Here is a 22,053-nt window from a genome sequence, read left to right as displayed (position 1 = left end):
CCGAACGCCCGAGATATCCGAACGAGCGAAGCGACCCAAGCGACCCAAGCGATCCGAACGAGACGGCTGAGAGACGTACATGACCGAGCGTCACAAGGATCGTCCGTGGCTGATGCGGACGTACGCCGGGCACTCCACCGCCGAGGCGTCCAACGAGCTGTACCGGCGCAACCTCGCCAAGGGACAGACCGGCCTGTCGGTCGCCTTCGACCTCCCGACGCAGACCGGCTACGACCCCGACCACATCCTCGCCCGCGGCGAGGTCGGCCGGGTCGGGGTCCCCGTGTCCCACCTCGGCGACATGCGCCGGCTGTTCCAGGACATCCCCCTGGAGCGGATGAACACCTCGATGACGATCAACGCGACCGCGATGTGGCTGCTGGCGCTGTATCAGGTGGTGGCCGAGGAGCAGGGCGCGGACATCGCCGAGCTGTCCGGCACCACGCAGAACGACATCGTCAAGGAGTACCTCTCGCGCGGGACGCACGTCTTCCCGCCCGGCCCCTCGCTCCGGCTGACCACCGACATGATCGCGTACACGGTGGCCCGCATCCCCAAGTGGAACCCGATCAACATCTGCAGCTACCACCTCCAGGAGGCCGGGGCCACGCCCGTACAGGAGATCGCGTACGCGATGTCGACGGCCATCGCGGTGCTCGACGCGGTACGCGACTCCGGGCAGGTGGCCCCGGAGCGGTTCGGCGACGTGGTCGCCCGCATCTCGTTCTTCGTGAACGCGGGCGTCCGCTTCATCGAGGAGATGTGCAAGATGCGCGCCTTCGGCCGCGTCTGGGACGAGATCACCCGCGAGCGGTACGGCATCGAGAACCCCAAACAGCGCCGCTTCCGCTACGGCGTCCAGGTCAACTCGCTGGGCCTGACCGAGGCGCAGCCGGAGAACAACGTCCAGCGCATCGTCCTGGAGATGCTGGCCGTCACCCTCTCCAAGGACGCCCGCGCCCGCGCCGTGCAGCTCCCCGCCTGGAACGAGGCGCTGGGCCTGCCCCGCCCCTGGGACCAGCAGTGGTCGCTGCGCATCCAGCAGGTCCTGGCCCACGAGAGCGACCTGCTGGAGTACGAGGACATCTTCGCCGGCTCCCACGTCATCGAGGCCAAGGTCGCGGCGCTGGTCACCGAGTGCCGGGCGGAGATCGGCCGCATCCAGGAGATGGGCGGCGCGATGGCGGCCGTGGAGTCCGGCTACCTCAAGTCGCGGCTCGTCTCCTCGCACGCCGAGCGGCGGGCCCGGATCGAGACCGGCGAGGAGCTGATCGTCGGCGTCAACAGCTACGAGGCCACCGAGCCCAGCCCGCTCACCGCCGACCTCGGCGCCGCCGTCATGACCGTCGACCCGGCCAACGAGGCCCGCGTGGTGGCCGCGCTGGGCGCCTGGCGCGACGAGCGCGACGAGGCCCGCGCGCAGGACGCGCTGGCCGCGCTCAAGAAGACCGCGGCCGGCGCCGACAACCTCTTCGCCGCCACCCTCGAATGCGCCCGCGCGGGCGTGACGACCGGCGAGTGGTCCTGGGCGCTGCGGGACGTCTTCGGCGAGTTCCGCGCGCCTACGGGCGTCGGCGGCGCCCCCGTGGCGGTCGCCGCCGAGCCGGGCACCCCGCTCGCGGACGTACGGGCGCGGGCGGCCCGTACCGCCGAGGAGCTGGGCTGCGGCCGGCTGCGGCTGCTGGTCGGCAAGCCCGGCCTGGACGGGCACTCCAACGGCGCCGAGCAGATCGCCGTACGGGCCCGCGACGCCGGGTTCGAGGTGGTCTACCAGGGCATCCGGCTCACCCCGGAGCAGATCGTCTCGGCGGCCGTCGCCGAGGACGTGCACTGCGTCGGCCTGTCCATCCTCTCCGGCTCGCACGCCGAGCTGGTACCGGACGTGCTGGCGCGGCTGCGCCGCGGCGGCGCCGGCGACCTGCCCGTGGTCGTCGGCGGCATCATCCCCGCCGCCGACGCCGACGCCCTGCGGGCGGCCGGCGTCGCGGCGGTCTTCACCCCGAAGGATTTCGGGATCACGGAGATCATCGGCCGTATCGTCGAAGAGATCCGGAAAGCGAACAGGCTCGACCCCCTGGAGGTCCCCGCATGACCGTCAACCGCCTGCGCCCGCGCCGCTCCTGCCTGGCCGTGCCCGGCAGCAACCCGCGCTTCCTGGAGAAGGCCCAGGGCCTCGCCGCCGACCAGGTCTTCCTGGACCTGGAGGACGCGTGCGCGCCGCTCGCCAAGGAGGGCGCCCGGCACACCATCGTGGACGCGCTCAACAAGGGCGACTGGACGGGCAAGACCCGGGTGGTGCGGGTCAACGACTGGACCACCGAGTGGACTTACCGCGACGTGGTGACCGTCGTCGAGGGCGCGGGCCACAACCTCGACTGCGTGATGCTGCCGAAGGTGCAGGACGCCACCCAGGTCCAGGCGCTCGACCTGCTGCTCACCCAGATCGAGAAGACGATGGGGTTCGAGGTCGGCCGGATCGGCATCGAGGCGCAGATCGAGAACGCCAAGGGGCTGGTGAACGTCGACGACATCGCCGGGTCCTCGCCGCGGCTGGAGACCATCGTCTTCGGCCCGGCCGACTTCATGGCCTCCATCACCATGAAGACGCTGGTCGTGGGGCAGCAGCCGCCCGGCTACGGGGCCGACGCGTACCACTACATCCTGATGCGCATCCTGATGGCGGCCCGTACGCACGGCCTCCAGGCCATCGACGGGCCGTACCTCCAGATCCGCGACGTGGACGCCTTCCGCGAGGTCGCGGGGCGCGCGGCGGCGCTGGGCTACGACGGCAAGTGGGTGCTGCACCCCGGCCAGGTCGAGGCGGCCAACGAGGTCTTCTCGCCCTCGCAGGAGGACTACGACCACGCGGAGATGATCCTCGACGCCTATGAGTGGCACACCTCGGAGGCGGGCGGCAAGAAGGGGTCCGCGATGCTCGGCGACGAGATGATCGACGAGGCGAGCCGGAAGATGGCGCTGGTCGTCGCGGGCAAGGGCCGCGCCGCGGGGATGCGGCGCACCACCGAGTTCGAGGCACCGGAGGCGTGAGCGCGATGCAGTTCGGCCGCATGTACGAGGAGTTCACGGTCGGCGACGTCTACCGGCACTGGCCGGGGAAGACCGTCACCGAGTACGACGACCACCTCTTCTGTCTGCTCACGATGAACCACCACCCGCTCCATATGGACGCCCATTACGCGGAGCACACGACGGACTTCGGACGGAACGTGGTCGTGGGCAACTACATCTATTCGCTGCTGCTGGGCATGTCCGTGCCGGACGTCTCGGGCAAGGCGATCGCCAACCTGGAGGTCGAGTCGCTGCGGCACGTCGCGCCGACGTTCCACGGGGACACCGTGTACGGCGAGACGACGGTGCTCGACAAAATTCCGTCAAAATCCAAGTCCGACCGCGGGATCGTGTACGTGGAGACGCGGGGTTACAAGCAGGACGGCACGGTCGTCTGCGTTTTCCGGCGCAAGGTGATGGTGCCCACCGAGACGTATGTCAAGGAGCGCGGCGGGGAACAGCCCGGCCGCCCCGAGCCCCGGACACCGTCGGCGAAGAAGGTGGAGAAGTAGCCATGGGACGCCTCGCGCAGACCGATTCCCTCACCGATGTCCAGCGGGAAATCCTCTCCACCGTACGTGACTTCGTCGACAAAGAGATCCTGCCGGTGGCGACCGAACTGGAGCACCGCGACGAATATCCGGCGCGGATCGTCGAGGGCCTCACGGAACTGGGGTTGTTCGGCCTGATGATTCCGGAGGAGTACGGCGGGCTCGGTGAGTCGCTTCTCACCTACGCGCTCTGTGTGGAGGAGCTCTCCCGCGGCTGGATGAGCGTCTCGGGGATCGTGAACACCCACTTCATCGTCGCCTACCTGCTCAAGCAGCACGGCACCGACGAGCAGAAGGACTATTTCCTGCCGAGGATGGCGGCGGGGGAAATCCGCGGCGCCTTCTCGATGTCCGAGCCGGCGCTGGGTTCGGATGTGTCGGCGATCACGTCGAAGGGCGTGCGGGACGGCGACGGTTATCTCCTCACCGGGCAGAAGATGTGGCTCACCAACGGCGGTTCGTCCTCGCTCGTGGCGGTTTTGTGCCGTACGGATGAGGGGCACCCGGAGGGCACCGCCCGGCACAAGTCGATGACCACCTTCCTGGTCGAGAAGGAACCGGGGTTCGGCGAGGTCAAGCCGGGCCTCACCATTCCGGGGAAGATCGAGAAGATGGGCTACAAGGGCGTCGACACCACCGAGCTGATCATGGACGGGCTGCGGGTTCCGGCCGATCGCGTGCTCGGCGGGGCGACGGGCCGGGGCTTCTACCAGATGATGGACGGCGTCGAGGTCGGCCGGGTGAATGTAGCGGCGCGTGGATGCGGAGTGGCGCAGCGTGCCTTCGAGTTGGGCGCTTCCTACGCCCAGCAGCGGCATACCTTCGGTAAACCGATCGCCGAGCATCAGGCCATCCAGTTCAAATTGGCCGATATGGGCACAAAGGTCGAAGCGGCCCATGCGATGATGGTGAACGCGGCACGCAAGAAAGACTCGGGACAGCGCAACGACCTCGAAGCCGGCATGGCCAAATACCTGGCCTCCGAGTACTGCAAGGAGGTGGTCGAGGACGCCTTCCGTATCCATGGCGGCTACGGCTTCTCCAAGGAGTACGAGATCGAGCGCCTCTACCGCGAGGCCCCGATGCTGCTCATCGGTGAAGGTACCGCCGAGATCCAGAAAATGATCATTGGCCGCCGGCTACTTGAAGAGTACCGATTCCAGGGATAAATGTCCTTTATTGGGTGTTTTCTACGAGAAGTAGATCACACCCTGTCATCGGAGTTCGGCCACCGACTGGCCCTGGCGCTTGCCCAGTTGCCGCTCGCAACCGATAGCATCCCCGGAAAGCCGCCGTCCCCCGTTCTGTTACGCGGCATCCTCCGCTACGAAGGTCATCCATGCCCCACAGCCAATCCTCTGCACCTCGCGGCCGGGTCCGCCTCGCGCGCGGGGCCTCGCCGTGGCTCGTCCCGACCGTCGCCACGGCCGCGATCAGCCTCACCCGTGCCCGCCGCTCCGGACGCTGGGCGGCGCTGGCCGTACCCACCACCGCGCTCGCGGCGGGAATGCTGTGGTTCTTCCGTGACCCCGAGCGGGAGATCCCCGAGGGCCGCGTCCTGTCCCCCGCCGACGGTGTGGTGCAGAGCATCATGCCGTGGAAGGACGGGCGCACCCGCGTGGCGATCTTCATGAGCCCCCTGAACGTCCACGTCAACCGCGCCCCCATGAGCGGCACGGTGCGCTCCGTCAAGCACATCCCCGGCGGCTACGTACCGGCGTTCAACAAGGAGAGCGAGAACAACGAGCGCGTCGTCTGGCACTTCGACACCGAACTCGGTGACATCGAGATGGTCCAGATCGCCGGCGCCGTCGCCCGCCGCATCGTGCCGTACGTGCCGCAGAGCACCAAGGTCGAGCAGGGCGACCGGATCGGGCTGATCCGCTTCGGCTCGCGCGTCGACGTCTACCTCCCCGAGGGCATCGAGGCCGCGGTCGAGGTCGGCCAGGCGACCACGGCGGGGGTGACTCGCCTTGACCGTGATTGATCCCGACACACAGGCGGCCTGGGTCCCGGAGGCCGGCCACGACCCCGACGCCGCACACGACCCGGTGGAGGCCGACGTCGCGGACATCCCGCTGTCCACCCGGCTCTCGATAGCCGACACCCTCACCCTCGGCAACGCCATCTGCGGCTTCATGGCCGTCTACTTCACCACCACCGGCGTCCTCATCCCGCACCTGACGGGCAACGAGGACGGCGGCATGGCCCGGCACAGCGCGGCCACCGCGGTGATACTGATGCTGCTCGCCTCGGTCTTCGACCTCTTCGACGGGCTCGTGGCGCGCAAGCTCCGCAGCTCGGCGATGGGCGCCGAGCTGGACAACCTCTCCGACCTGATCAGCTTCGGGCTGGCCCCCGCGTACTTCGTGGTGGTCTGGGGACTGGTCGCCGACGACGCCCACCAGCGGGTCTCGGCGGTCGCCGCCATCGTGGTGCTGCTGGCCGTCGTGCTGCGGCTCGCGCGCTTCTCGTGCGTGCAACTGCGCGACGGCATCTTCCAAGGGATGCCGTCCCCCTTCGGGGCGCTGACGGTCGTCTCCATCGTCCTGCTGGAGCTGCCGTTCATGCCGACGCTGCTCGCGATCATCGGGGTCGCGTGGCTGATGGTCAGCCGCGTCGAGTACCCGAAGCCGCGCGGCCGGCTCGCGGTGGCGATGCTCTCCTGGATCGTCCTGAGCATGGGCCTGCTGGCCGCCTGGGCCTTCGACGCCCCCGGCGGCGAGCTGCTCCTGCAGACCGGCTGCGCCCTCCAGGTCGTCCTCGGCGCGGTCATCCCCCTCTTCGCCACGGCCCGCCGCGTCAACACCTTCCGCGACAACCGGCGCGAAGCCCGCGCCACGCAATTGCCGTAGCCCCCAGCACCACGTGAAAGGCCCCGAGCTTCCCGCTCGGGGCCTTTCACGTTCGTCGCCGCGCTGCCGCGCCGCGCCCGCTGGCCGCGGTCTTACCGGAGCCGGGGGGCGCGCCCCGGCCTCGTGTGTGGGCTGTCGCGTACGGGCCTGGGCCCGGGCCCCGCGGTGTACGGCCGGGGGCTCGGAGGGGTCAGTCGGTCGTCGCGGCGGCCGGGGCCGGGAGGGGGTCGGAGGCCGCCCGGGCGGTCGGCAGCGGAGCGGCGTGGCGGGAGAGGGCGACCATGAAGCGGGGCCACAGCAGGAGGACCACGGGGTAGATGGCGTAGCCGATGCGGGTGGCGGGCGACAGGACGATGGCCAGGATGAGGCCGAGCGCCAAGCGATCGGCGGCGGCGACCACGTCGCGTACCGGGCGCAGCAGCAGCGACGCCCCCACGGCCAGGGCGCTGATCAGGATGAGCGCGACGGCGACCGCCTTGCCCTGCGGCACCACCGAGACGATCAGATGCCCGAGCAGGGGGCTCTCGGCGGAGGACTGGGTGGGGCCGAGGCCCAGCGGGTAGAGGACCACGTTCTGGTAGAACGCCCCGGTGTCCACCAGCGCCACCGGTACGACGGTGAGCACCGCGAGCCCCGCGGCCCCGGCCGCGCACCGGAGCGCGTCGCGCCGGCCGCGGCAGACCCACAGGAGGGCGATCACGACGGGCACGGCCGGCCAGGCGGTCCACTTCAGCGCGGCGGCCACGCCGAGCGCCAGGCCCGCGAGCCCGGGCCGGTCCCGGTGGGTGAAGGCCAGGGCCAGGCAGACCAGGCCGATGACCGGCGGGTCGACGCCGCCGATCGTCAGGGGCAGCGCGACGACGGGGCAGGCGACCAGCCACAGCAGGCCGGTGGGGCCGGACGTGCCGGCCGGGGTGGCGCCCGTACCGCCGGTGCCCTTCAACGCCACGCGCAGGGCGCCGATCACGGCGGCGAGGAAGCCGATGAGGAACCACAGCCGGGCACTGCCCACGAACGTGTCGCCGAACAGCACGCGCGGTATGCCGAAGATCGCCATGCCCGGCAGGTACGGATTGAAGTCGGGCACGGCGTGCGGGTCGGAGTTGTAGGGGGTGCCGGAGGAGAACAGCAGGTCGGCGCCGCGCTCCACGACGCCGACCTCCATCTGCGCCCGGCCGATCACCGTCAGGTACACCAGCGGCACGACGAACGCGCCGATCAGCGCCACCACCGCGGCGTTGCGTCCCCAGCGCTTGGCGGAGAGGGCCGCGACCACGGCCGCGCAGCCGTAGCCGGCGGCGGCCGTGATGCCCCAGACCCGCTGCGAGGTGTGCGGGGGCGAGGAGAGCCCGACCGCGAGCGCGACGACCGCGCAGCCGAGCAGCAGCGGCCAGTCCCACCGCCGGCCGGCGCGCGACGGATCGGGTACGGCGCCGATGCCGGTCGGCCGGCGCCGCTGGATCGTCTCCGCCATCAGAGCGCGGCTCCCCGGCTCGCCGCTCGGCCACAGCCCAGCAGGAACGTTTCAGCGCAGCAGCTCGGCGACGCGGATATGGAGGACGAGCCGTTTTCGGGCATGCCGAAATGGGGGTGGCGGGAGATCATACGAGGACTATACAGAACACCTATAACTGTGGTGTATAGCCGGAACTCCCGCCCCGGCCCTCCCCCGCGTCGCTCCCGCCCGAGCCCTCTCCCTCACCACTCGCACCACGGCTCGGCGCGGCGGAAGGCGCTGTGGAGCGGCCCGGAGGCTCAGTTCAGGCAGTCGCGGGCGATCGCCTCGGCCGCGCGCTCCAGCAGCGCGCCCGCCTCCGCCATGCAGCGCCCCGGGTCCGGCTCCAGCTCCAGCAGGGGGTACGCGCGCCCGATGCCCGCGGCGGCGAGCGTCTCGCGCGGCAGGTCCAGCCGCCCGCAGACCGCCACGGTCTCCACCCCGGCCGCGCGGGCGGCCGCGGCGACCCCGGCGGGGGCCTTGCCGTGCAGGGTCTGCTGGTCCAGCGCCCCCTCCCCCGTGATGACGAGCCCGGCCCGCGCCAGCGCCGCCCCGAAGTCCAGCACCTCCAGCATCACCTCGATGCCCGGCCGGAATGTGGCGCCGAGGCCGAGGAGCGCGCCGTAACCGATGCCGCCCGCGGCCCCGGCCCCCGGCGACTGGGCGCACTCGACGGCCCGCGGGCCGATCGCCCGCTCCAGCACGTCGACGTAGTGCGTGAGCGCGTTGTCCAGCGTCGTGACGTCCTCGTCGCTGGCGCCCTTCTGCGGGCCGTACACCGCGGCGGCGCCCTTCGGGCCGGTCAGCGGGTTGTCGACGTCGCTGGCGAGGATGACCGGGACGTCCGCGAGGCGCGGGTCGAGGCCGGAGAGGTCCGCCGAGGTCAGCTCGGTCAGCGGGCCGCCGCCGTGCGGCACGGGGTCGCCGTCGTCGTCGAGGAAGCTCGCGCCGAGCGCGGCCAGCATCCCGGCCCCGCCGTCCGTGCTGGCGCTGCCGCCGACGCCGAAGACGATGGTGCGCGCGCCCGCGTCGAGGGCGGCGCGGAGCAGTTCGCCGGTGCCGTACGTGGTGGCGGTGAGGGGCGTGAAGACGCCGGCCGGCAGGTGCCGCAGCCCCGACGCCTCGGCCATCTCCACCACGGCGGTGCCGTCCGCGCTCAGCGCGAACGTGGCCGTGACGGGCGCCCCCAGCGGGCCGGTCACCTCGGCCTCGCGGGCCTCGAACCCGGCCGCCAGCGCCGCCTCCACGGTGCCGTCGCCGCCGTCGGCGACCGGCAGGGCCTCGACCCCGACGCCGGGCGCGGCCCGGCGCAGCCCCGCCGCGACGTGCTCGGCGACCTGAACGGCCGTCAGCGAGCCCTTGAATTTGTCCGCGGCGATCAGCACGCGCGTCGGCTCTGTCGTGGAAACGTCCGCCACCTTGCTCCCCTTGCTTTCCGGCCCGGCCTTCGCACAGGCGCTCGCGCCGCAGCGACCCTACCCGCCATGGTCGCGCGTTGCCCATCGCCCCCGGCGGCGCGCCAGCCCCGGAAAAACCGGTCAATCCGGCCATAGTGGGGCGACATGAGCACCGACACCCCACAGCCGAACGATCCTGCGGCCTCATCCGGCACCCCGGCCGGTTCCCAGTCCGGTTCGCAGTCCGGTTCGCAGCCTGGTTCCCGGTCCGGGCCGCCGCACGACCAGCGCCCGGATCTGATGGTCGTCGCCATCGGCGGCGCCGCGGTGCTGGGGGTGGTCGCCTGGGCGGCGTTCGGCAAGCACTCCTTCCACCACGCGTCCTCGGCCGCCCTGGGCTGGGTGCTGTCGAACTTCGCGTGGCTGTTCGTGATCGCGGCCGACGTGTTCCTGGTCCTCGCCGTGGTGATCGCGCTGAGCCGGTTCGGCCGCATCCGGCTGGGCCGGGACGAGGACCGCCCGGAGTTCGGCAACCTCGCCTGGATCGCCATGATGTTCAGCGCGGGCATGGGCATCGGCCTGATGTTCTACGGGGTCGGCGAGCCGCTCCAGCACTTCGCCGCCCCGCCCCCGGGCAGCGGCGTCACCGCGGGCCACGGCGCCGCCGCCCGTACGGCCCTGGAGTACTCGTTCTTCCACTGGACCCTGCACCCCTGGGCGATCTACGGCATGGCCGGGCTCGCCCTCGCCTACGCGGGCTTCCGCAAGGGCCGCGGCAACCGGGTCAGCGCCGCCTTCGTGCCGCTGCTCGGCGAGCGGCGCGCGGCGGGCTGGCCGGGCCGCGTCATCGACCTGCTCGCCGTCTTCGCCACCGTCTTCGGCACGGCGACCAGCCTGGGGCTGGGCGCCCTCCAGGTGTCGAAGGGCCTGAACATCACCACCGGGGCCGAGGACTCCAAGACCCTCGAACTCATCATCATCGGCGCGCTGTCGGCCGCCTTCGTGCTCTCCGCCTTCTCCGGCCTGCACAAGGGCGTCAAGTGGCTGTCCACGATCAACATCGTGCTCGCCGCGTGCCTGATGCTCTTCGTCTTCGTGCTCGGCCCCACCGTCTTCATCCTCAACACCATCCCGGCGAGCGCCGGCGGCTATCTGCACGACCTGGTGACGCTGGCGAGCCGCACCGGCGCGTTCACGGACCCGGAGTGGCTCGGCGCCTGGACCATCTTCTACTGGGCGTGGTGGCTGTCCTGGGCCCCGTTCGTGGGCACCTTCATCGCCCGCATCTCCCACGGCCGTACGATCCGCGAGTTCCTGGTCGGTGTGCTGCTGGTGCCCAGCGGGGCGACGGTGGTCTGGTTCTGCGTGATGGGCGGCAGCGCGATGCGCCTGGACATGACGGGCGCGGCCGATCTGACCGCGACCGTCAAGGAGGGCGCGGAGGCATCGATGTTCGGACTCCTGGAGGCGCTGCCCATCGCCACGGTCACCTCGTGGATCGCGATGGCGCTGGTCATGACGTACTTCATCACCAGCGCCGACTCCGCCTCGCTGGTGATGGGCTCGCTCACCAGCCGGGGCGCGCTGCACCCGCGGACCTGGCTGGTGGTGGGCTGGGGCGTGCTGATGGCGGCGGTGGCGGCCGTCCTGCTGGTGGCGGGCGGCCTGGACTCGCTCCAGTCGGCGACGATCCTGGTGGCCCTGCCGTTCGTGCTGGTGATGCTCGCGCTGTGCTGGTCGCTGATCAAGGAGCTGCGCGACGACCCGGGCGCGGGCCCGGCCCGCCACCACGCGCTGCACGGGATGCGCGACGCGGTACGGGCCATGGTCGGCGATGCCGTCTCCGAGCAGGGGCCGGTGCGCCACCCGCGGCTGCGCCGGGTGGCGGAGAGCGCCCGGGACCGGGACGACGGCACGGGCCGCCCGCCGGGCTCATAGGGCCCGCCGCCCCTGGCCGTCCCGGTCTCATAGGGGCCGCCCCTGGCCGTCAGTCGTCGCGGCCCCCGCTCGTTGTCCCCCGGCCCCCGCTCGCTGCTCCCCGGCCCCCGCTCGCCGGCCCCCCGGGCTCCGTACGGCGGGTCAGCCGCAGCGACAGGCGGCGCGGGCGGTAGAAGGCGGCGAGCGGTACGGGCCGCAGGTCGGCGCCGGGTTCGGCGGCGAGTTCCCAGCGGCTGACGAGCGTGGCGAGGGCGATCACGCACTCGGCCATGCCGTAGGCGTCGCCGACGCACTTGCGCGCCCCGGCCCCGAAGCCGACGAACGCGCCGCGGGGCAGGGCGGCGGCGCGGGCCGGAAGCCACCGGTCCGGGTCGAACGCGAGGGCGTCACGGTAGACGCCGGGGTGGCGGTGGACCGGGGCCGGGCTGACGACCACGGTGGCACCGGGTGCCAAGGAGCGGCCGGCCAGGTCCGTCTCGGCGGTGGTCACGCGGGTGAACAGCCACCCCGGCGGGTACAGCCGCACCGTCTCGTCGATCACGCGCTCGGCGCGGGGCAGCCGCGGGACGTCGGCCCAGCGGGCGGGGCGCCCGTCGAGGACGGCCGCGCACTCGGCGCGCAGCCTCTCCTGTTCCGCGGGGTGCCGGGTCAGCAGCACGGCGGCCCAGGTGAGCGTGGCGGCGACGGTCTCCGTGCCGGCGGCCAGCACCGTGACGACCTGGTCGTGCACCTCCGCGTCGGACAGCCCCGGCCCGCCGTCCTCGTCCCGCGCGGCCAGCATGACCGACAGCAGGTCGCCGCGGTCGGCCCCGTCGCGCGGCCGGGAGGCGACGATCCGCTCCACGGTGTCGCGCAGCCGCCGCAGCGCCCGCCGGTGGCGGAGGTTGGCGGGCAGGGGCGCCCGGCGCAGCGCCGGGGGCATGAACATCTGGCGGAAGAACCCGCTGAACGCCGTCTCGAAGGAGCGCCGGATGCCGTCGACGACCGCCTCGTCGACGCGCGTGCCGAACAGGGTGCGGGTGAGCGTGCGCAAGGAGAGCCCGTACAGGACGGGGTACGCGTCGATGACCCGACCCGGCTCCCAGGAGTCGGTGAGCGCCGCGATCTCCTCCGTCATCACCTCCGCGTACGCGGCCAACTGACCTTTCTGAAAAGCTGGTTGGAGGAGCCTGCGCTGTCTGCGGTGGTCGCGGTGCGGACAGGTGGCGACGCCGTTGCCGGCCATCGCGCGGGCCCGGTCGTAGTACGCGCCGCCCTTGTCGTACGTACGGTCGTCGGCCAGCACCCGCCGCAGCAGTTCGGGGTGGCACGGCACGTACGCGCGGGACCGCCCGAGCCGGATCTCCACGAGGTCGCCGTACGCGGGCAGTTCGGCCAGGAATTCGGTGGGGCGGCGCAGCAGCGGCCAGAGGTGGCCGAGGCCCGGAAGGGCTCCGGGGGCCGCGCCGTAGGTGAATGGTGACGTGCTCACCGGGTCCTCCTTCACCGGGCGGCGGCGCGCCCGGACGCCTCGGGGGCGACGGCGTACCGTCCGGACCGTATCGACCAGTCGAGGTTTCCGCGCATCCAGCACCGCATCCCGTCCGCGAGGGAGCCCAGCGCCGCGCGCTCCGCCTCCGTCACGCCGAGCCACCGGGCGCAGATCCGCTCCAGCTCGGCCTCCGCGGCGTGGAACGCCCGGATGTCGTCGGCGACGCGGGCGTAGATGTAGTCCACCGATTCCTGTGCGCTCAGGCCGAGTTCGCGCCCTACGACCAGGACGCCGTTGGTGGTCTCGCCGATGGCCAGTTCCTTCTTCAGCGACACCACGTCGTTGACCCAGACCACGACGTCGGCGGCCCTGTTGGCCATCGTCCGCAACTGCTCCGTCTCGTGGAGCAGCGGCGGCACCTCCAACCCCGTGGCGAACTCCAGCAGATCGAGGCAGGCGGTGATGGAGCCGGAAGCGCGGCGCAGTTGTACGTAGCCGTCGAGGGACGGCGTGTGGCGCCGACGCCGGTTCAACTCCTCGTACTGGAAGGCGCTCAGAAAGTGCGTCACATGCGTGAGGAACCGCATGCGCCAGCAGAGGCCGCACCCGGGGGCGATGCGCCGCCATACGTGCGCGATGTGGCGCACCAGCGGCGGGCCCGGATCGGCGTCACCCGGCCCGGCCGTCTCCGGTGCCGTCGGGAGCGCCGCCAGCACCTTCCGGGTGGCGGCGGCGTGGCCGTCCGGGGTGCGCGGGCCGCCGTGGTCGAAGTAGTCGTCGATGGCGAAGAGCCAGGCGAACCAGCCCGCGAGCGGCACGGCGCGGTCGGCGCGCAGGCCGGGGTAGGTGCGCGCGATGAGGTCGCCCGCCCGGACGGCCGTCATCCTCTCGGGCGCCGCCGGGCCGTCCGCCGGGCCGTCCGCCGGGCCGTAGCGCCGCGCCCAGTCGACGACCATCTCGTCGAGAGCGCGCGCGTTCGCCGCCCGCCGGGGCGGGAGTTCGTAGAGGGGATGTTCCGGGCCGGGCAGGAGGACCAACCGCTCGATGTCCTCAGGGTGGTTCGTCATGTCACGCCGCGCCCTCCGTCCGGTCGGCCGAGGGACGGGAGGAGGAGCGTGGCGGGCGAGGCCGTCATGTGCTGGACCTTCAGGAAGCGCCGGTACAGGGCGGGATCGTCGGGAACGCGCCGCAGCAACCGGCCGAGGGCCCGCCGCGCGAGGGCGGCCGACAGGGGCACGCGGTCCGTGCTCCAGCCGAGGTCGAGGCTCGACGCCAGCAGCCAGGGGAACCGCAGGGTGCGCGCGGCACGCCGTTGGTAGCGGCGGCAAGTACGGCCGTCGAAGGGGTGGTCGAGCGTGTGGTCCAGCAGTACGGCCTGCATCGCGGCGACGGTCATCCCGTGCCCGTACAGCGGGTTCAGCGAGCACAGCGCGTCGCCCAGCACGACGAGCCCGCCGGGCCAGGGCCGGAGCCGGTCGTAGCGGTGCCACTGGCCGCCGAGCCCCGCGTACCGGTGGACGGGCCCGAGCGGCCGGGCCGCCGCCACGACCTGCCCGATGTGCGGATTGGCCAGCGAGGCCGCGTACGCGGCGAACCCGTCGGGGTCGGTCGGCGCCATCTCGCCGTCCGCGCCGAACAGGCAGACCAGCCACCGCCCGTCCTCGATCGCCAGGACCGTACCGCCGCGCCGCGTGGTCGGCGCGAGGGTCGCCTGCAACGACGCCTGCCAGTCGGGGGCGGGCCCGGCGGCGCGGCGGTAGACGCGGGAGGCGTAGGACAGGCGGGCGTCGACGCTGAGCGCGGCGGGGGCCGGGAGCCCGGCGTCGGCCAGCCACCGGGGCAGGCGGGAGTGGCGCCCGGCGGCGATGACGACGAGGTCGGCGGGGAGGGTGCGGCCCGGCCCGGGCGACGGCGGGGCGGCGTCGGCTTGACCGCGCTCGGCCCCCGGGGCGGCGTCGGCTGGGGCGGGTCCGGCGGCGGGGGCCGCGCCGGCTTGAGCGCGCTCGTCCGTACGGACCGTACGGACGCCGATGACGCGTCGGCGCGCGGCATCGAGGACGAGCCCTTCCACTCGGGTCCGGTCGGCGAGGGCGACGCCGGGCAGGGCCAGCACCCGGCCGCGGACGGCGGCGTCCAGCAGGGGCCGGCTGAAGGTCATTAGGGGGATGCCCGTCGTGACGCGCGGGGACCAGCCCGTGGGGTAGAGCATGGGGAAGCGGCCGAAGTCGGACAACGGGGCGCCGTTCGCGGCGAGTTCGGCCCGCAGGCCGGGGAAGAGCCCTTCGAGGACGTCCGCGCCGCGCGCGAGGAGCGCGTGGGGGTGGCGGCTCTGCGGGGTGCCCTTGCGGTGGACGGGGCCGGGGTCGATCCGGTCCGCTTCGAGCACGGTCACCGCCGCGAAGCGGCGGGCGAGGACCCGGGCCGCGACGAGCCCCGCGTACCCTCCCCCCACGACCACGGCGTGCCCGCGCCCCGTACGCGACGGCTGCTTACTCGATGGCCCCGACAGCCCCGACGGCCGTACCGCCTCGGCATCGCGCATGCCTTCGCCACCGCCTCTCGTGCGGCAGGGCCCCGGACCGAGCAGCCCGGCCCGGGGCGGGAGACGTACACCGATGGCCTACCCATCGCGCCGGGGCCGTAGACGGCCGCCGAGGGAGACGGAGCCGCGCAAGGCCCTCAGAACAGCGCGTCCTGCTCCGTCGTCGCGCTGATGCCGCGCTCGAAGTCGAGGAGCCGCCGCTTGCGGTCGAGGCCGCCGCCGTAGCCGGTGAGGCTGCCGGTGGAGCCCACGACGCGGTGGCAGGGGACGATGATGCCGATGGGGTTCTTGCCGTTGGCGAGGCCGACCGCGCGGGAGGCGCCGGGCGCGTCGATGCGGTCGGCGAGCTGCCCGTACGAGATGGTCTCGCCGTACGGGATGCGCTGGAGCTCGCTCCAGACGCGGCGCTGGAACGGCGTGCCGTCCAGGTGCAGCGGCAGCTCGAACTCGGTGATCTCGCCCGCGAAATAGCCGGTCAACTGGCGCACGACCTCGGTGAAGGGCGTGTCGTCGGGGTCGCCGAAGGTCTCCTCGGGCGGGCGGTGGCGCTGGTCGGTCATGTAGAGGCCGCACAGGACCCCGTCGTCGGCGACGAGGGTGAGGGCGCCGTAGGGGCTGTCGAGGCGGGTGTGTACGCGCATGGGGTGGATCTTCCGGTCGAGGTCGAGGTCGAGGTCGAGGCCGATGTCGATGTCGATATCGAGGCGAGGAGGCGACGGTACAGGCGGCCGGTGGGCGGTGCGCTCACGCGCGGGAGGTCATCCGGCGGGGAGGTGGTTGATGGCGTGGTCGTCGGCGGACCAGAGGTACTGGACGGCGTACGCGCGCCAGGGCCGCCAGGCCGCCGCGTGCCGGGTGAGGGCGGCCGGGGTGGCCGGGAGGCCCAGCTCCACCGCCGCGCGGCGGACCCCGAGGTCCGTCGGGACGAAGGCGTCGGGGTCGCCGAGCGCGCGCATGGCGACGATCTCGGTGGTCCAGGGCCCGATGCCGGGCGTGGCGTCGAGGAAGGCGCGGGCCGCCGGCCAGTCGCTGCCGACGCCGAGGGCCAGCTCCCCGGAGGCGAGGGCGTCGATCATGGCGACGACGGTGGCCCGGCGGCCGGCGGGCATGGCGAGGGCGGCGGGGTCGAGGGCGGCCAGCGCCTCGGCGGAGGGGAAGAGGCGGGTGAGGCCGCCCGCCGGGTCCTCGACCGGCTCGCCGTGCGCGGTGACGAGCCGTGCGGCGAGCGTACGGGCGGCGGCGGTCGACACCTGCTGGCCGAGCACGGCCCGTACGGCGAACTCGTCCGCGTCCACGGTGCGCGGCACGCGCCGCCCGGGGGCCTTGTCGACGAGGGGCGCGAGGCGTTCGTCGGCGCGCAGCAGGTCGTCGACGGCCTCGGGGTCGGCGTCGAGGTCCAGCAGCCGCCGGCAGCGGCTGATCGCGCCGGTGAGGTCGCGCTGGTCGGTGAGGGCGAGGCGGCAGCCGATATGGCCGGGCCGGGGGCGCAGTTCGACGGTGCCGTGCCCGTAGGGGAGGCGCAGGGTGCGCCGGTACGCGCCGTCGCGCCACTCCTCCACGCCGGGCACGGCGGTCGCGGCGAGGTGGCCGAAGAGGTTGTCGGGGCACAGGGGCGCCCGGTAGGGCAGGCGCAGCGCGAGCACCCCGGGCGGGGCCGGCTGCCGGCCGCGGGCGGCGCGGGCGCGCAGTTCGCTCGGGGAGAGGGCGAAGACCTCCCGTACGGTCTCGTTGAAGGTGCGGATGGAGGAGAACCCGGCGGCGAACGCGACGTCGCCCATGGGGAGTTCGGTGGTCTCGATGAGCAGCCGCCCGGTCTGCGCCCGCTGGGACCGGGCCAGCGCCTGCGGCCCGGCGCCCAGCTCCGCGAGCAACTGCCGTTCGATCTGCCGCGTCGAGTAGCCGAGCCGCGCGGCGAGCCCCGGCACCCCTTCGCGGTCCACCACTCCGTCGCCGATCAGCCGCATGGCCCGGGCGACGAGGTCGGCGCGCTCGTTCCACTCCGGCGATCCCGGGCTCGCGTCCGGCCGGCACCGCTTGCACGCCCGGAACCCGGCCTGCTGGGCGGCTGCCGCGCTGGGGTAGAAGGTCATGTTCTCGACCTTCGGCGGCACCACCGGGCAGCTCGGCCGGCAGTAGATCCGGGTGGTCAGGACGGCGGTGAAGAACCATCCGTCGAAGCGGGCGTCCTTGGACCGCACGGCCCGTACGCAGCGGTCGAAGTCGGTGTGCATGCGTACCAGCATGACCGTCGCCGGGGCCGCGGGCTCGCGGAAATCCGACATGGGCGTAGGCGGCGGCGCTCCGGCGGCCCGGGACGGGACGGAGCGGCGCGGGGCCCGTCCCGCCGCCGGTCCCGGCCGGGGTATCAGGCGGGCGGGCGGGGCGCGCTCGCGCGGCGGGCCGTGATGACGTCCAGTATGTGCTCGCACTCCGTGCTGAGCAGGGTCGGCAGGTCCACGTCGGCCATGGAGCCGCACATCGCGTCCTCCAGCCGCCGGCGGACTCCGAGCAGGGCCGGGTCCGCGCCGCCGTACGCGTCGAGCAGTTCCAGGGCGCGCCGGGCGCCGTCGGCGCAGCGGGCCGGGCCGTAGTCCGCGGGCTCGTCCAGCAGCCCGTGGCCGCTGCTCAGCAGGTAGGCGGCCAGCAGGACGATGTCATCGGTCAGGTCCGGTGCTGTCCCGGGCGGGAGATATCCAGACGTCATGGCGGATCACCTCGTCGCGGTCGCGTCGGGCGGAGGGGCGTACCGGGTCCGCGGGGTGGCCGACCGGTACGAGGAGGACGGGTTCGAGGTGGGGCGGCAGCGCCAGCAGGCGGTGCGCGGCGGTACGGGAGAAGCTGCTGACGGGGCAGCCGCCGAGGCCGGCGGCGTGCGCGGCGAGCAGCAGGTTCTGTACGGCCATGGCCAGGCACAGCAGTCCGGTGTCCGTGGGTCCGCTGTCCTCGCGTACGGCGCGGTCGCGGTCGAAGCACGCCGCCACCACCAGCGGCGGCAGGCCGATCATGCCCGGCGCGAAGGCCCGCAGGCAGCGCACGGCGTAGGGGTCGCGGACGGCCACGAACGCCCATGCCTGCTTGTTGGCGGCGGTGGGCGCCGTCGGCATGACGTCCAGCAGCTCCGCCAGCAGGGCGTCGTCCACCGGCTCGTCGGTGTAGCGGCGGACCACCGCCCGCGATCGCATCAGGCGCAGGAACGGCGCCCGGGCCGCGGCGGGTCCGGCCGTCTCCGGTGTGCGCTCCTGGCGGCTCATGTCACCAGAGCACCGGCAGGCGTTCGGGAGTGCGCTTGATCCAGCCGGAGCGCCAGTTGATCTCGTCGGCGGGGACGGCGAGGCGCAGGCCGGGGAGGCGGGCGAGGAGGGCGGTGAGCGCGGTGGCCGCGTGGGCGCGGCCCAGCGCGGTGGCCGGGCAATAGTGGCGTCCGCCGCCGAACGCCAGGTGGGGGTTGGGGGTCCGGGTCAGGTCCAGCCGGCCGGGGTCGCGGAAGACGGCCGGGTCATGGTTGGCGCCTTCGACCAGGACGAGGACGAGGTCGCCTGCGGCGATGGGCGTGCCGCCCAGTTCGGTGTCCCGGGTGGCGACGCGCGCCAGCGCGTCGCCGATGGAGAGGTTGTAGCGCAGCAGTTCCTCCACCGCCGGGCCGATGGCCTCGGGGTGGTCGGTCAGCCAGCGGCGCTGTTCGGCGTCGTCGAGGAGCAGCATGACCGCCAGGGTCAGGAAGGCGGCGGTGCTGACCGCGCCCGCTTCGAACAGGGAGTGCAGCGTCATCGTGAGGTGCTCGTCGGTGTCCGCCCCGTCCGCGTTCCCGCTGTTCGCGGCGCGGACCCGGGCCAGCGCGCCGAGGAGGCCGGGCGCCTCGACGGCGTCGGGCGCCCGTAGCAGCGCGGCCATGTGGGACATGCCCTTGTTCCAGTTGGCGAGGGTGCCCTCGAAGGGGCGGGGCGTGGTCATGATGCTGATGTCCAGGCCGCTCATCAGCCGGCGCCAGTCGGTGTCGGGCAGGCCGAGGACGGCGCACATCACGGACGCCGTGTAGGGCTCGGTGAACCGGTCCTTGAGGTCGACGGGCGGGCCTTCGGCCAGCAGTTCGTCGATGAGCTCGTCGGCCCGGTGCCGGAACCGGTCGGTCGCCTCCTTGACCGCGCGGGGCGAGATGGCCCGCATCACGGCGTCCCGCATCCCCTCGTCCTTGATGCGCGAGAGGTTCTTGCGGATCTGGATGGGGAAGGTGGGCGCGTACTGCTGGGGGCCGCCGGGGGCGGCGGTGGCGGAGAGGCTGAAGGTCTCGTCCTCCAGGACGCGGGTGGCCAGTTCGTACGTGGACACCAGCCAGGCCGGGTCGCCGGTCAGCGTGCGTACTCGGGCGACCGGGCGTTCGGCGCGCAGCCAGGCGCACTCCTCGGGGACGATGTCGCCGCGCCGGGGCAGGGGGAAGTCCACGTCCGTGTCGGCGGGGTGGGCTCGGGGCGCCGGGGCGCCCGTCGCGGACTGTGCGTTCACGTCAAGTCCCTTTCTCCGGCTGGCCTTTCGGGGGTGGAGATATCGTCCGGTGTCACCGCCAGGAACGCCTGGTTGTCCACGGCGCGCAGACCGTTCTCCCTCCGGAACAGCGGCCCGAGGACGGGCGTGAACATGTGGTAGCAGGAAACCGAGGAGGGGACGCCGAGAATGCTCGGGGTGTCCACGAAGAAGGGCAGTTCGCTGCCCAGGTACTTCAGACCGGCCTGCAATTGGTCGGCTTCCGCCGCGCTCACCGGACCGTCGCCCGCCGAGCCGGCGGCGGAATGCGAACCGCGCCCGATGAGGTGGCGGCGAATCATGTCGTGGCAGGCGCCCGCGAATTCGGCGTCCTCGCGCAGAGCCTTGTCGATTTCCGCCCGCAGGCGCTGGTAGGCGGCATTGTGCTGGAAGTCCGACAGCAGGTGCGCGCCGGGCCGCGGGCCGTCGGGCAAGGCCGCGTGGACGGCTTTGCGGATTCTGCGGCGCACGTCGGTGACGCGTCTGCGGGCGCGTCGGCCGACGCTCTCCGGGTCCCCGCCCTCGGCGGTCAGTACGGTGTCGATGTGCAGGTCGGCACAGATGATGTCGACGGCACGGAAGTGTTCCTGTGCCCAGTGCACCAGCGCGGTGAGCCGTTCGGCGCTGAAATAGCTGTTGTTGGTGCTCACCCCGATCAGCGCATGGTCACCACGCCGCCGAATACGGTCGCACCGGTCAGTGAATGGTCGCGTCCGGAAAGTGACAGTGGGCTGCGGGGCCCCCATACCCAACCTCCTGACTGCCGGAATTGAGAGAGGGAAAGCGGCCGCCCCTTTTTTCGCCCCTGCGGTCCGTCGCGGCCTGTCACTCACTACCGGCGCGTTCCTTTCTGAGGGTTCCCGGAGCTGATCCACGCCGACCGTCACACCGCCCATTTCACCCGTTCGAGCTATCCGGGTGTTTCCGCGGGTACGCGGCCCCGGTGAATGCTCCGGCGTGCGCCCGCGTACGAACTTCTCGGCAGGACGCCGCTTACGGGAATGGCGGACGGGACAACATCGCCAATGACGTGCGCACCGGGAAAGGCGAACCCTCCATGACAGCAGAGGAAATGACCCCCTACGGCAAAGAGGCCGCGGAAGTGGCCGATCGCGTCGCCGCACGCTATGCCGAAGTGGCGCCCGCCCACCAGCGCTCCCAAATCGTCGTCGTCGAGCGGCTGCTCGCGCGCCTGCCGCGCGGGGCCCGCGTGCTCGACGCGGGCTGCGGGACCGGACAGCCCACCTGCGAACAGCTCTGCGCGGGCGGGCTGGACGTGACCGGGATCGACGTGTCGGAGGCGATGCTGGCGGCGGCGCGCGCCAACGTGCCGCGGGCCACGTTCCGCTTGGTGGACCTGCTCGGCCAACGGGCCACGGAACTGGGCACGTTCGACGCCGTGGTCAGCTTCTTCTGCCTGATGAACCTCCCCGAGCCGGTGTTCGTGACGGCCCTGAACCGCTTCGCCTCGCTCACCCGGCCCGGCGGAACCGTCGTCGTCGGCGTCCCCGAACGCACCGGCGACGCACCGGTCGAGGGGCTGTACGCGACCTACCAGCCGCCGCGGTGCACGCGTCAGGACCTGCGGCGCCGTGCCGAGCGGGCCGGGCTCGCGGTCGAGGAGATCGAGGTCCGGCCGGGCACCGGCATCATGGGCGCGGCGGAGGACCACCTCTTCCTGCACGCCCGTCCGGCATCACCGGACAAGTCGTCAAGTCCTTCCGCCGGAGACGGCAACCGCGCCTAGCATGAGCCGGGTGACGGACTACGCCGAGATCCTGCTCGCCGATGACACCACCGTGCGCCTGACGCTGGCCCCCGTCGGTGCTCCACCGGGCGGCGGGGACGCCGGGCTCGGCGGGGTGACCCCGGTGGGGCGCGGGGCGCGGGTGGCGGCGACGATCGCCACGGAGGCGTGGCGTACGGTCCTCCAGCCGCTAGGGCCGTTGTTGCAGGAGGTGCACGACGCGGTGGGGGCCGCGGCCGATCCGCCGCAGGAGTTGAGCGTGGAGTTCGGGGTGCAGCTCGGCCAGGACCTCAAGCTCGGCATCGTCGGCGCCAACGGGCAGGCGAGCATGACCATTTCGGCCACCTGGAAGCTCCCCGAGCGCACCACCACGCTCAGTTGACGCGCCGTCACCCCGCCGAAGAAACGGGCGGGCGAGGCCCCTCGCGGCGCCCTCGGCTCGGCCGGCTCCGCTGGCTCGGCCGGCCCGG

General features: G+C 72.8%; 20 protein-coding genes. 9 read left to right on the top strand and 11 right to left on the bottom strand.

Going from position 1 to position 22,053, the window contains the following annotated elements; genetic code table 11:
* Positions 1-79 precede the first annotated feature (79 nt).
* From IF55_RS30165 to pssA, 6 genes are all read left to right on the top strand, one after another.
* The gene (locus IF55_RS30165) at positions 80-2,092 is read left to right on the top strand and encodes a protein meaA (RefSeq protein WP_030877628.1); all 2,013 of its coding nucleotides are present in this window, start codon (positions 80-82) and stop codon (positions 2,090-2,092) included.
* Positions 2,089-3,048, top strand: coding sequence for an HpcH/HpaI aldolase/citrate lyase family protein (locus IF55_RS30160; protein ID WP_030877630.1), 960 nt, complete (start codon positions 2,089-2,091; stop codon positions 3,046-3,048). The genes IF55_RS30165 and IF55_RS30160 overlap by 4 nt, the downstream gene beginning before the upstream one ends.
* Before the next feature lie 5 nt (positions 3,049-3,053).
* The gene (locus IF55_RS30155) at positions 3,054-3,581 is read left to right on the top strand and encodes a MaoC family dehydratase (protein ID WP_030877632.1); all 528 of its coding nucleotides are present in this window, start codon (positions 3,054-3,056) and stop codon (positions 3,579-3,581) included.
* A 2-nt stretch (positions 3,582-3,583) separates the two neighbouring features.
* On the top strand, positions 3,584-4,789 hold the full coding sequence (locus tag IF55_RS30150; RefSeq protein WP_030877634.1) for an acyl-CoA dehydrogenase family protein: 1,206 nt from the start codon (positions 3,584-3,586) through the stop codon (positions 4,787-4,789).
* A 170-nt stretch (positions 4,790-4,959) separates the two neighbouring features.
* A complete protein-coding gene (locus tag IF55_RS30145; protein WP_030877636.1) occupies positions 4,960-5,607 on the top strand; it encodes a phosphatidylserine decarboxylase in 648 nt (215 codons plus the stop codon).
* A complete protein-coding gene (gene pssA / locus IF55_RS30140) occupies positions 5,594-6,475 on the top strand; it encodes a CDP-diacylglycerol--serine O-phosphatidyltransferase (RefSeq protein WP_030877638.1) in 882 nt (293 codons plus the stop codon). Before IF55_RS30145 ends, pssA begins: the two co-directional genes overlap by 14 nt.
* A 190-nt stretch (positions 6,476-6,665) precedes the next feature.
* Here the strand turns inward: pssA and IF55_RS30135 are convergent, their stop codons facing one another.
* On the bottom strand, positions 6,666-7,949 hold the full coding sequence (locus tag IF55_RS30135; protein ID WP_078645507.1) for a glycosyltransferase 87 family protein: 1,284 nt from the start codon (positions 7,947-7,949) through the stop codon (positions 6,666-6,668).
* Positions 7,950-8,230: 281 nt separating this feature from the next.
* Positions 8,231-9,388 (bottom strand): glycerate kinase, encoded by a 1,158-nt coding sequence (locus IF55_RS30130; RefSeq protein WP_245661510.1) that lies wholly within the window; start codon positions 9,386-9,388, stop codon positions 8,231-8,233.
* Positions 9,389-9,532: 144 nt separating this feature from the next.
* On the opposite strand from IF55_RS30130, the gene IF55_RS30125 reads away from it, so the two are divergent.
* Complete coding sequence (locus tag IF55_RS30125; RefSeq protein WP_078645504.1) at positions 9,533-11,305, top strand: BCCT family transporter; 1,773 nt, start codon at positions 9,533-9,535, stop codon at positions 11,303-11,305.
* A gap of 49 nt (positions 11,306-11,354) precedes the next feature.
* Here the strand turns inward: IF55_RS30125 and IF55_RS30120 are convergent, their stop codons facing one another.
* From IF55_RS30120 to IF55_RS30080, 9 genes are all read right to left on the bottom strand, one after another.
* Positions 11,355-12,776 carry a cytochrome P450 gene (locus IF55_RS30120; RefSeq protein ID WP_063766483.1) on the bottom strand — a complete coding sequence of 474 codons (1,422 nt, stop codon included), beginning with the start codon at positions 12,774-12,776 and terminating at the stop codon, positions 11,355-11,357.
* 11 nt (positions 12,777-12,787) lie between these two features.
* On the bottom strand, positions 12,788-13,843 hold the full coding sequence (locus tag IF55_RS40920; protein WP_030877649.1) for a terpene synthase family protein: 1,056 nt from the start codon (positions 13,841-13,843) through the stop codon (positions 12,788-12,790).
* Positions 13,840-15,318, bottom strand: a complete 1,479-nt coding sequence (locus tag IF55_RS30110; RefSeq protein ID WP_157854284.1) for an FAD-dependent oxidoreductase — start codon at positions 15,316-15,318, stop codon at positions 13,840-13,842. The genes IF55_RS40920 and IF55_RS30110 overlap by 4 nt, the downstream gene beginning before the upstream one ends.
* Positions 15,319-15,455: 137 nt before the next feature.
* The gene (locus IF55_RS30105; RefSeq protein ID WP_030877655.1) at positions 15,456-15,959 is read right to left on the bottom strand and encodes a methylated-DNA--[protein]-cysteine S-methyltransferase; all 504 of its coding nucleotides are present in this window, start codon (positions 15,957-15,959) and stop codon (positions 15,456-15,458) included.
* A gap of 117 nt (positions 15,960-16,076) precedes the next feature.
* Positions 16,077-17,549, bottom strand: coding sequence for a DNA-3-methyladenine glycosylase 2 family protein (locus IF55_RS30100; protein WP_030877658.1), 1,473 nt, complete (start codon positions 17,547-17,549; stop codon positions 16,077-16,079).
* Between the two features lie 134 nt (positions 17,550-17,683).
* Complete coding sequence (locus IF55_RS30095; RefSeq protein ID WP_030877661.1) at positions 17,684-18,022, bottom strand: DUF6092 family protein; 339 nt, start codon at positions 18,020-18,022, stop codon at positions 17,684-17,686.
* On the bottom strand, positions 17,973-18,569 hold the full coding sequence (locus tag IF55_RS30090) for a nitroreductase family protein (RefSeq protein WP_078645502.1): 597 nt from the start codon (positions 18,567-18,569) through the stop codon (positions 17,973-17,975). The genes IF55_RS30095 and IF55_RS30090 overlap by 50 nt, the downstream gene beginning before the upstream one ends.
* A gap of 1 nt (position 18,570) precedes the next feature.
* Entirely contained in the window at positions 18,571-19,818 is a 1,248-nt protein-coding gene (locus IF55_RS30085; protein ID WP_048832742.1) for a cytochrome P450, read from the bottom strand.
* A complete protein-coding gene (locus IF55_RS30080; RefSeq protein WP_030877668.1) occupies positions 19,815-20,582 on the bottom strand; it encodes a tRNA-dependent cyclodipeptide synthase in 768 nt (255 codons plus the stop codon). The genes IF55_RS30085 and IF55_RS30080 overlap by 4 nt, the downstream gene beginning before the upstream one ends.
* 311 nt (positions 20,583-20,893) lie before the next feature.
* On the opposite strand from IF55_RS30080, the gene IF55_RS36110 reads away from it, so the two are divergent.
* Entirely contained in the window at positions 20,894-21,583 is a 690-nt protein-coding gene (locus IF55_RS36110) for a class I SAM-dependent methyltransferase (protein ID WP_078645497.1), read from the top strand.
* Between the two features lies 1 nt (position 21,584).
* On the top strand, positions 21,585-21,965 hold the full coding sequence (locus IF55_RS30070) for a CU044_2847 family protein (protein ID WP_030877674.1): 381 nt from the start codon (positions 21,585-21,587) through the stop codon (positions 21,963-21,965).
* The last annotated feature ends 88 nt before the right edge of the window (positions 21,966-22,053 follow it).

This window comes from Streptomyces varsoviensis, from assembly GCF_000718635.1.
Taxonomy (GTDB): Bacteria; Actinomycetota; Actinomycetes; order Streptomycetales; family Streptomycetaceae; genus Streptomyces; species Streptomyces varsoviensis.
The sequence above is the reverse complement of the archived record's forward strand: the minus strand, read 5'-3'. Positions and strand labels throughout refer to the sequence as shown.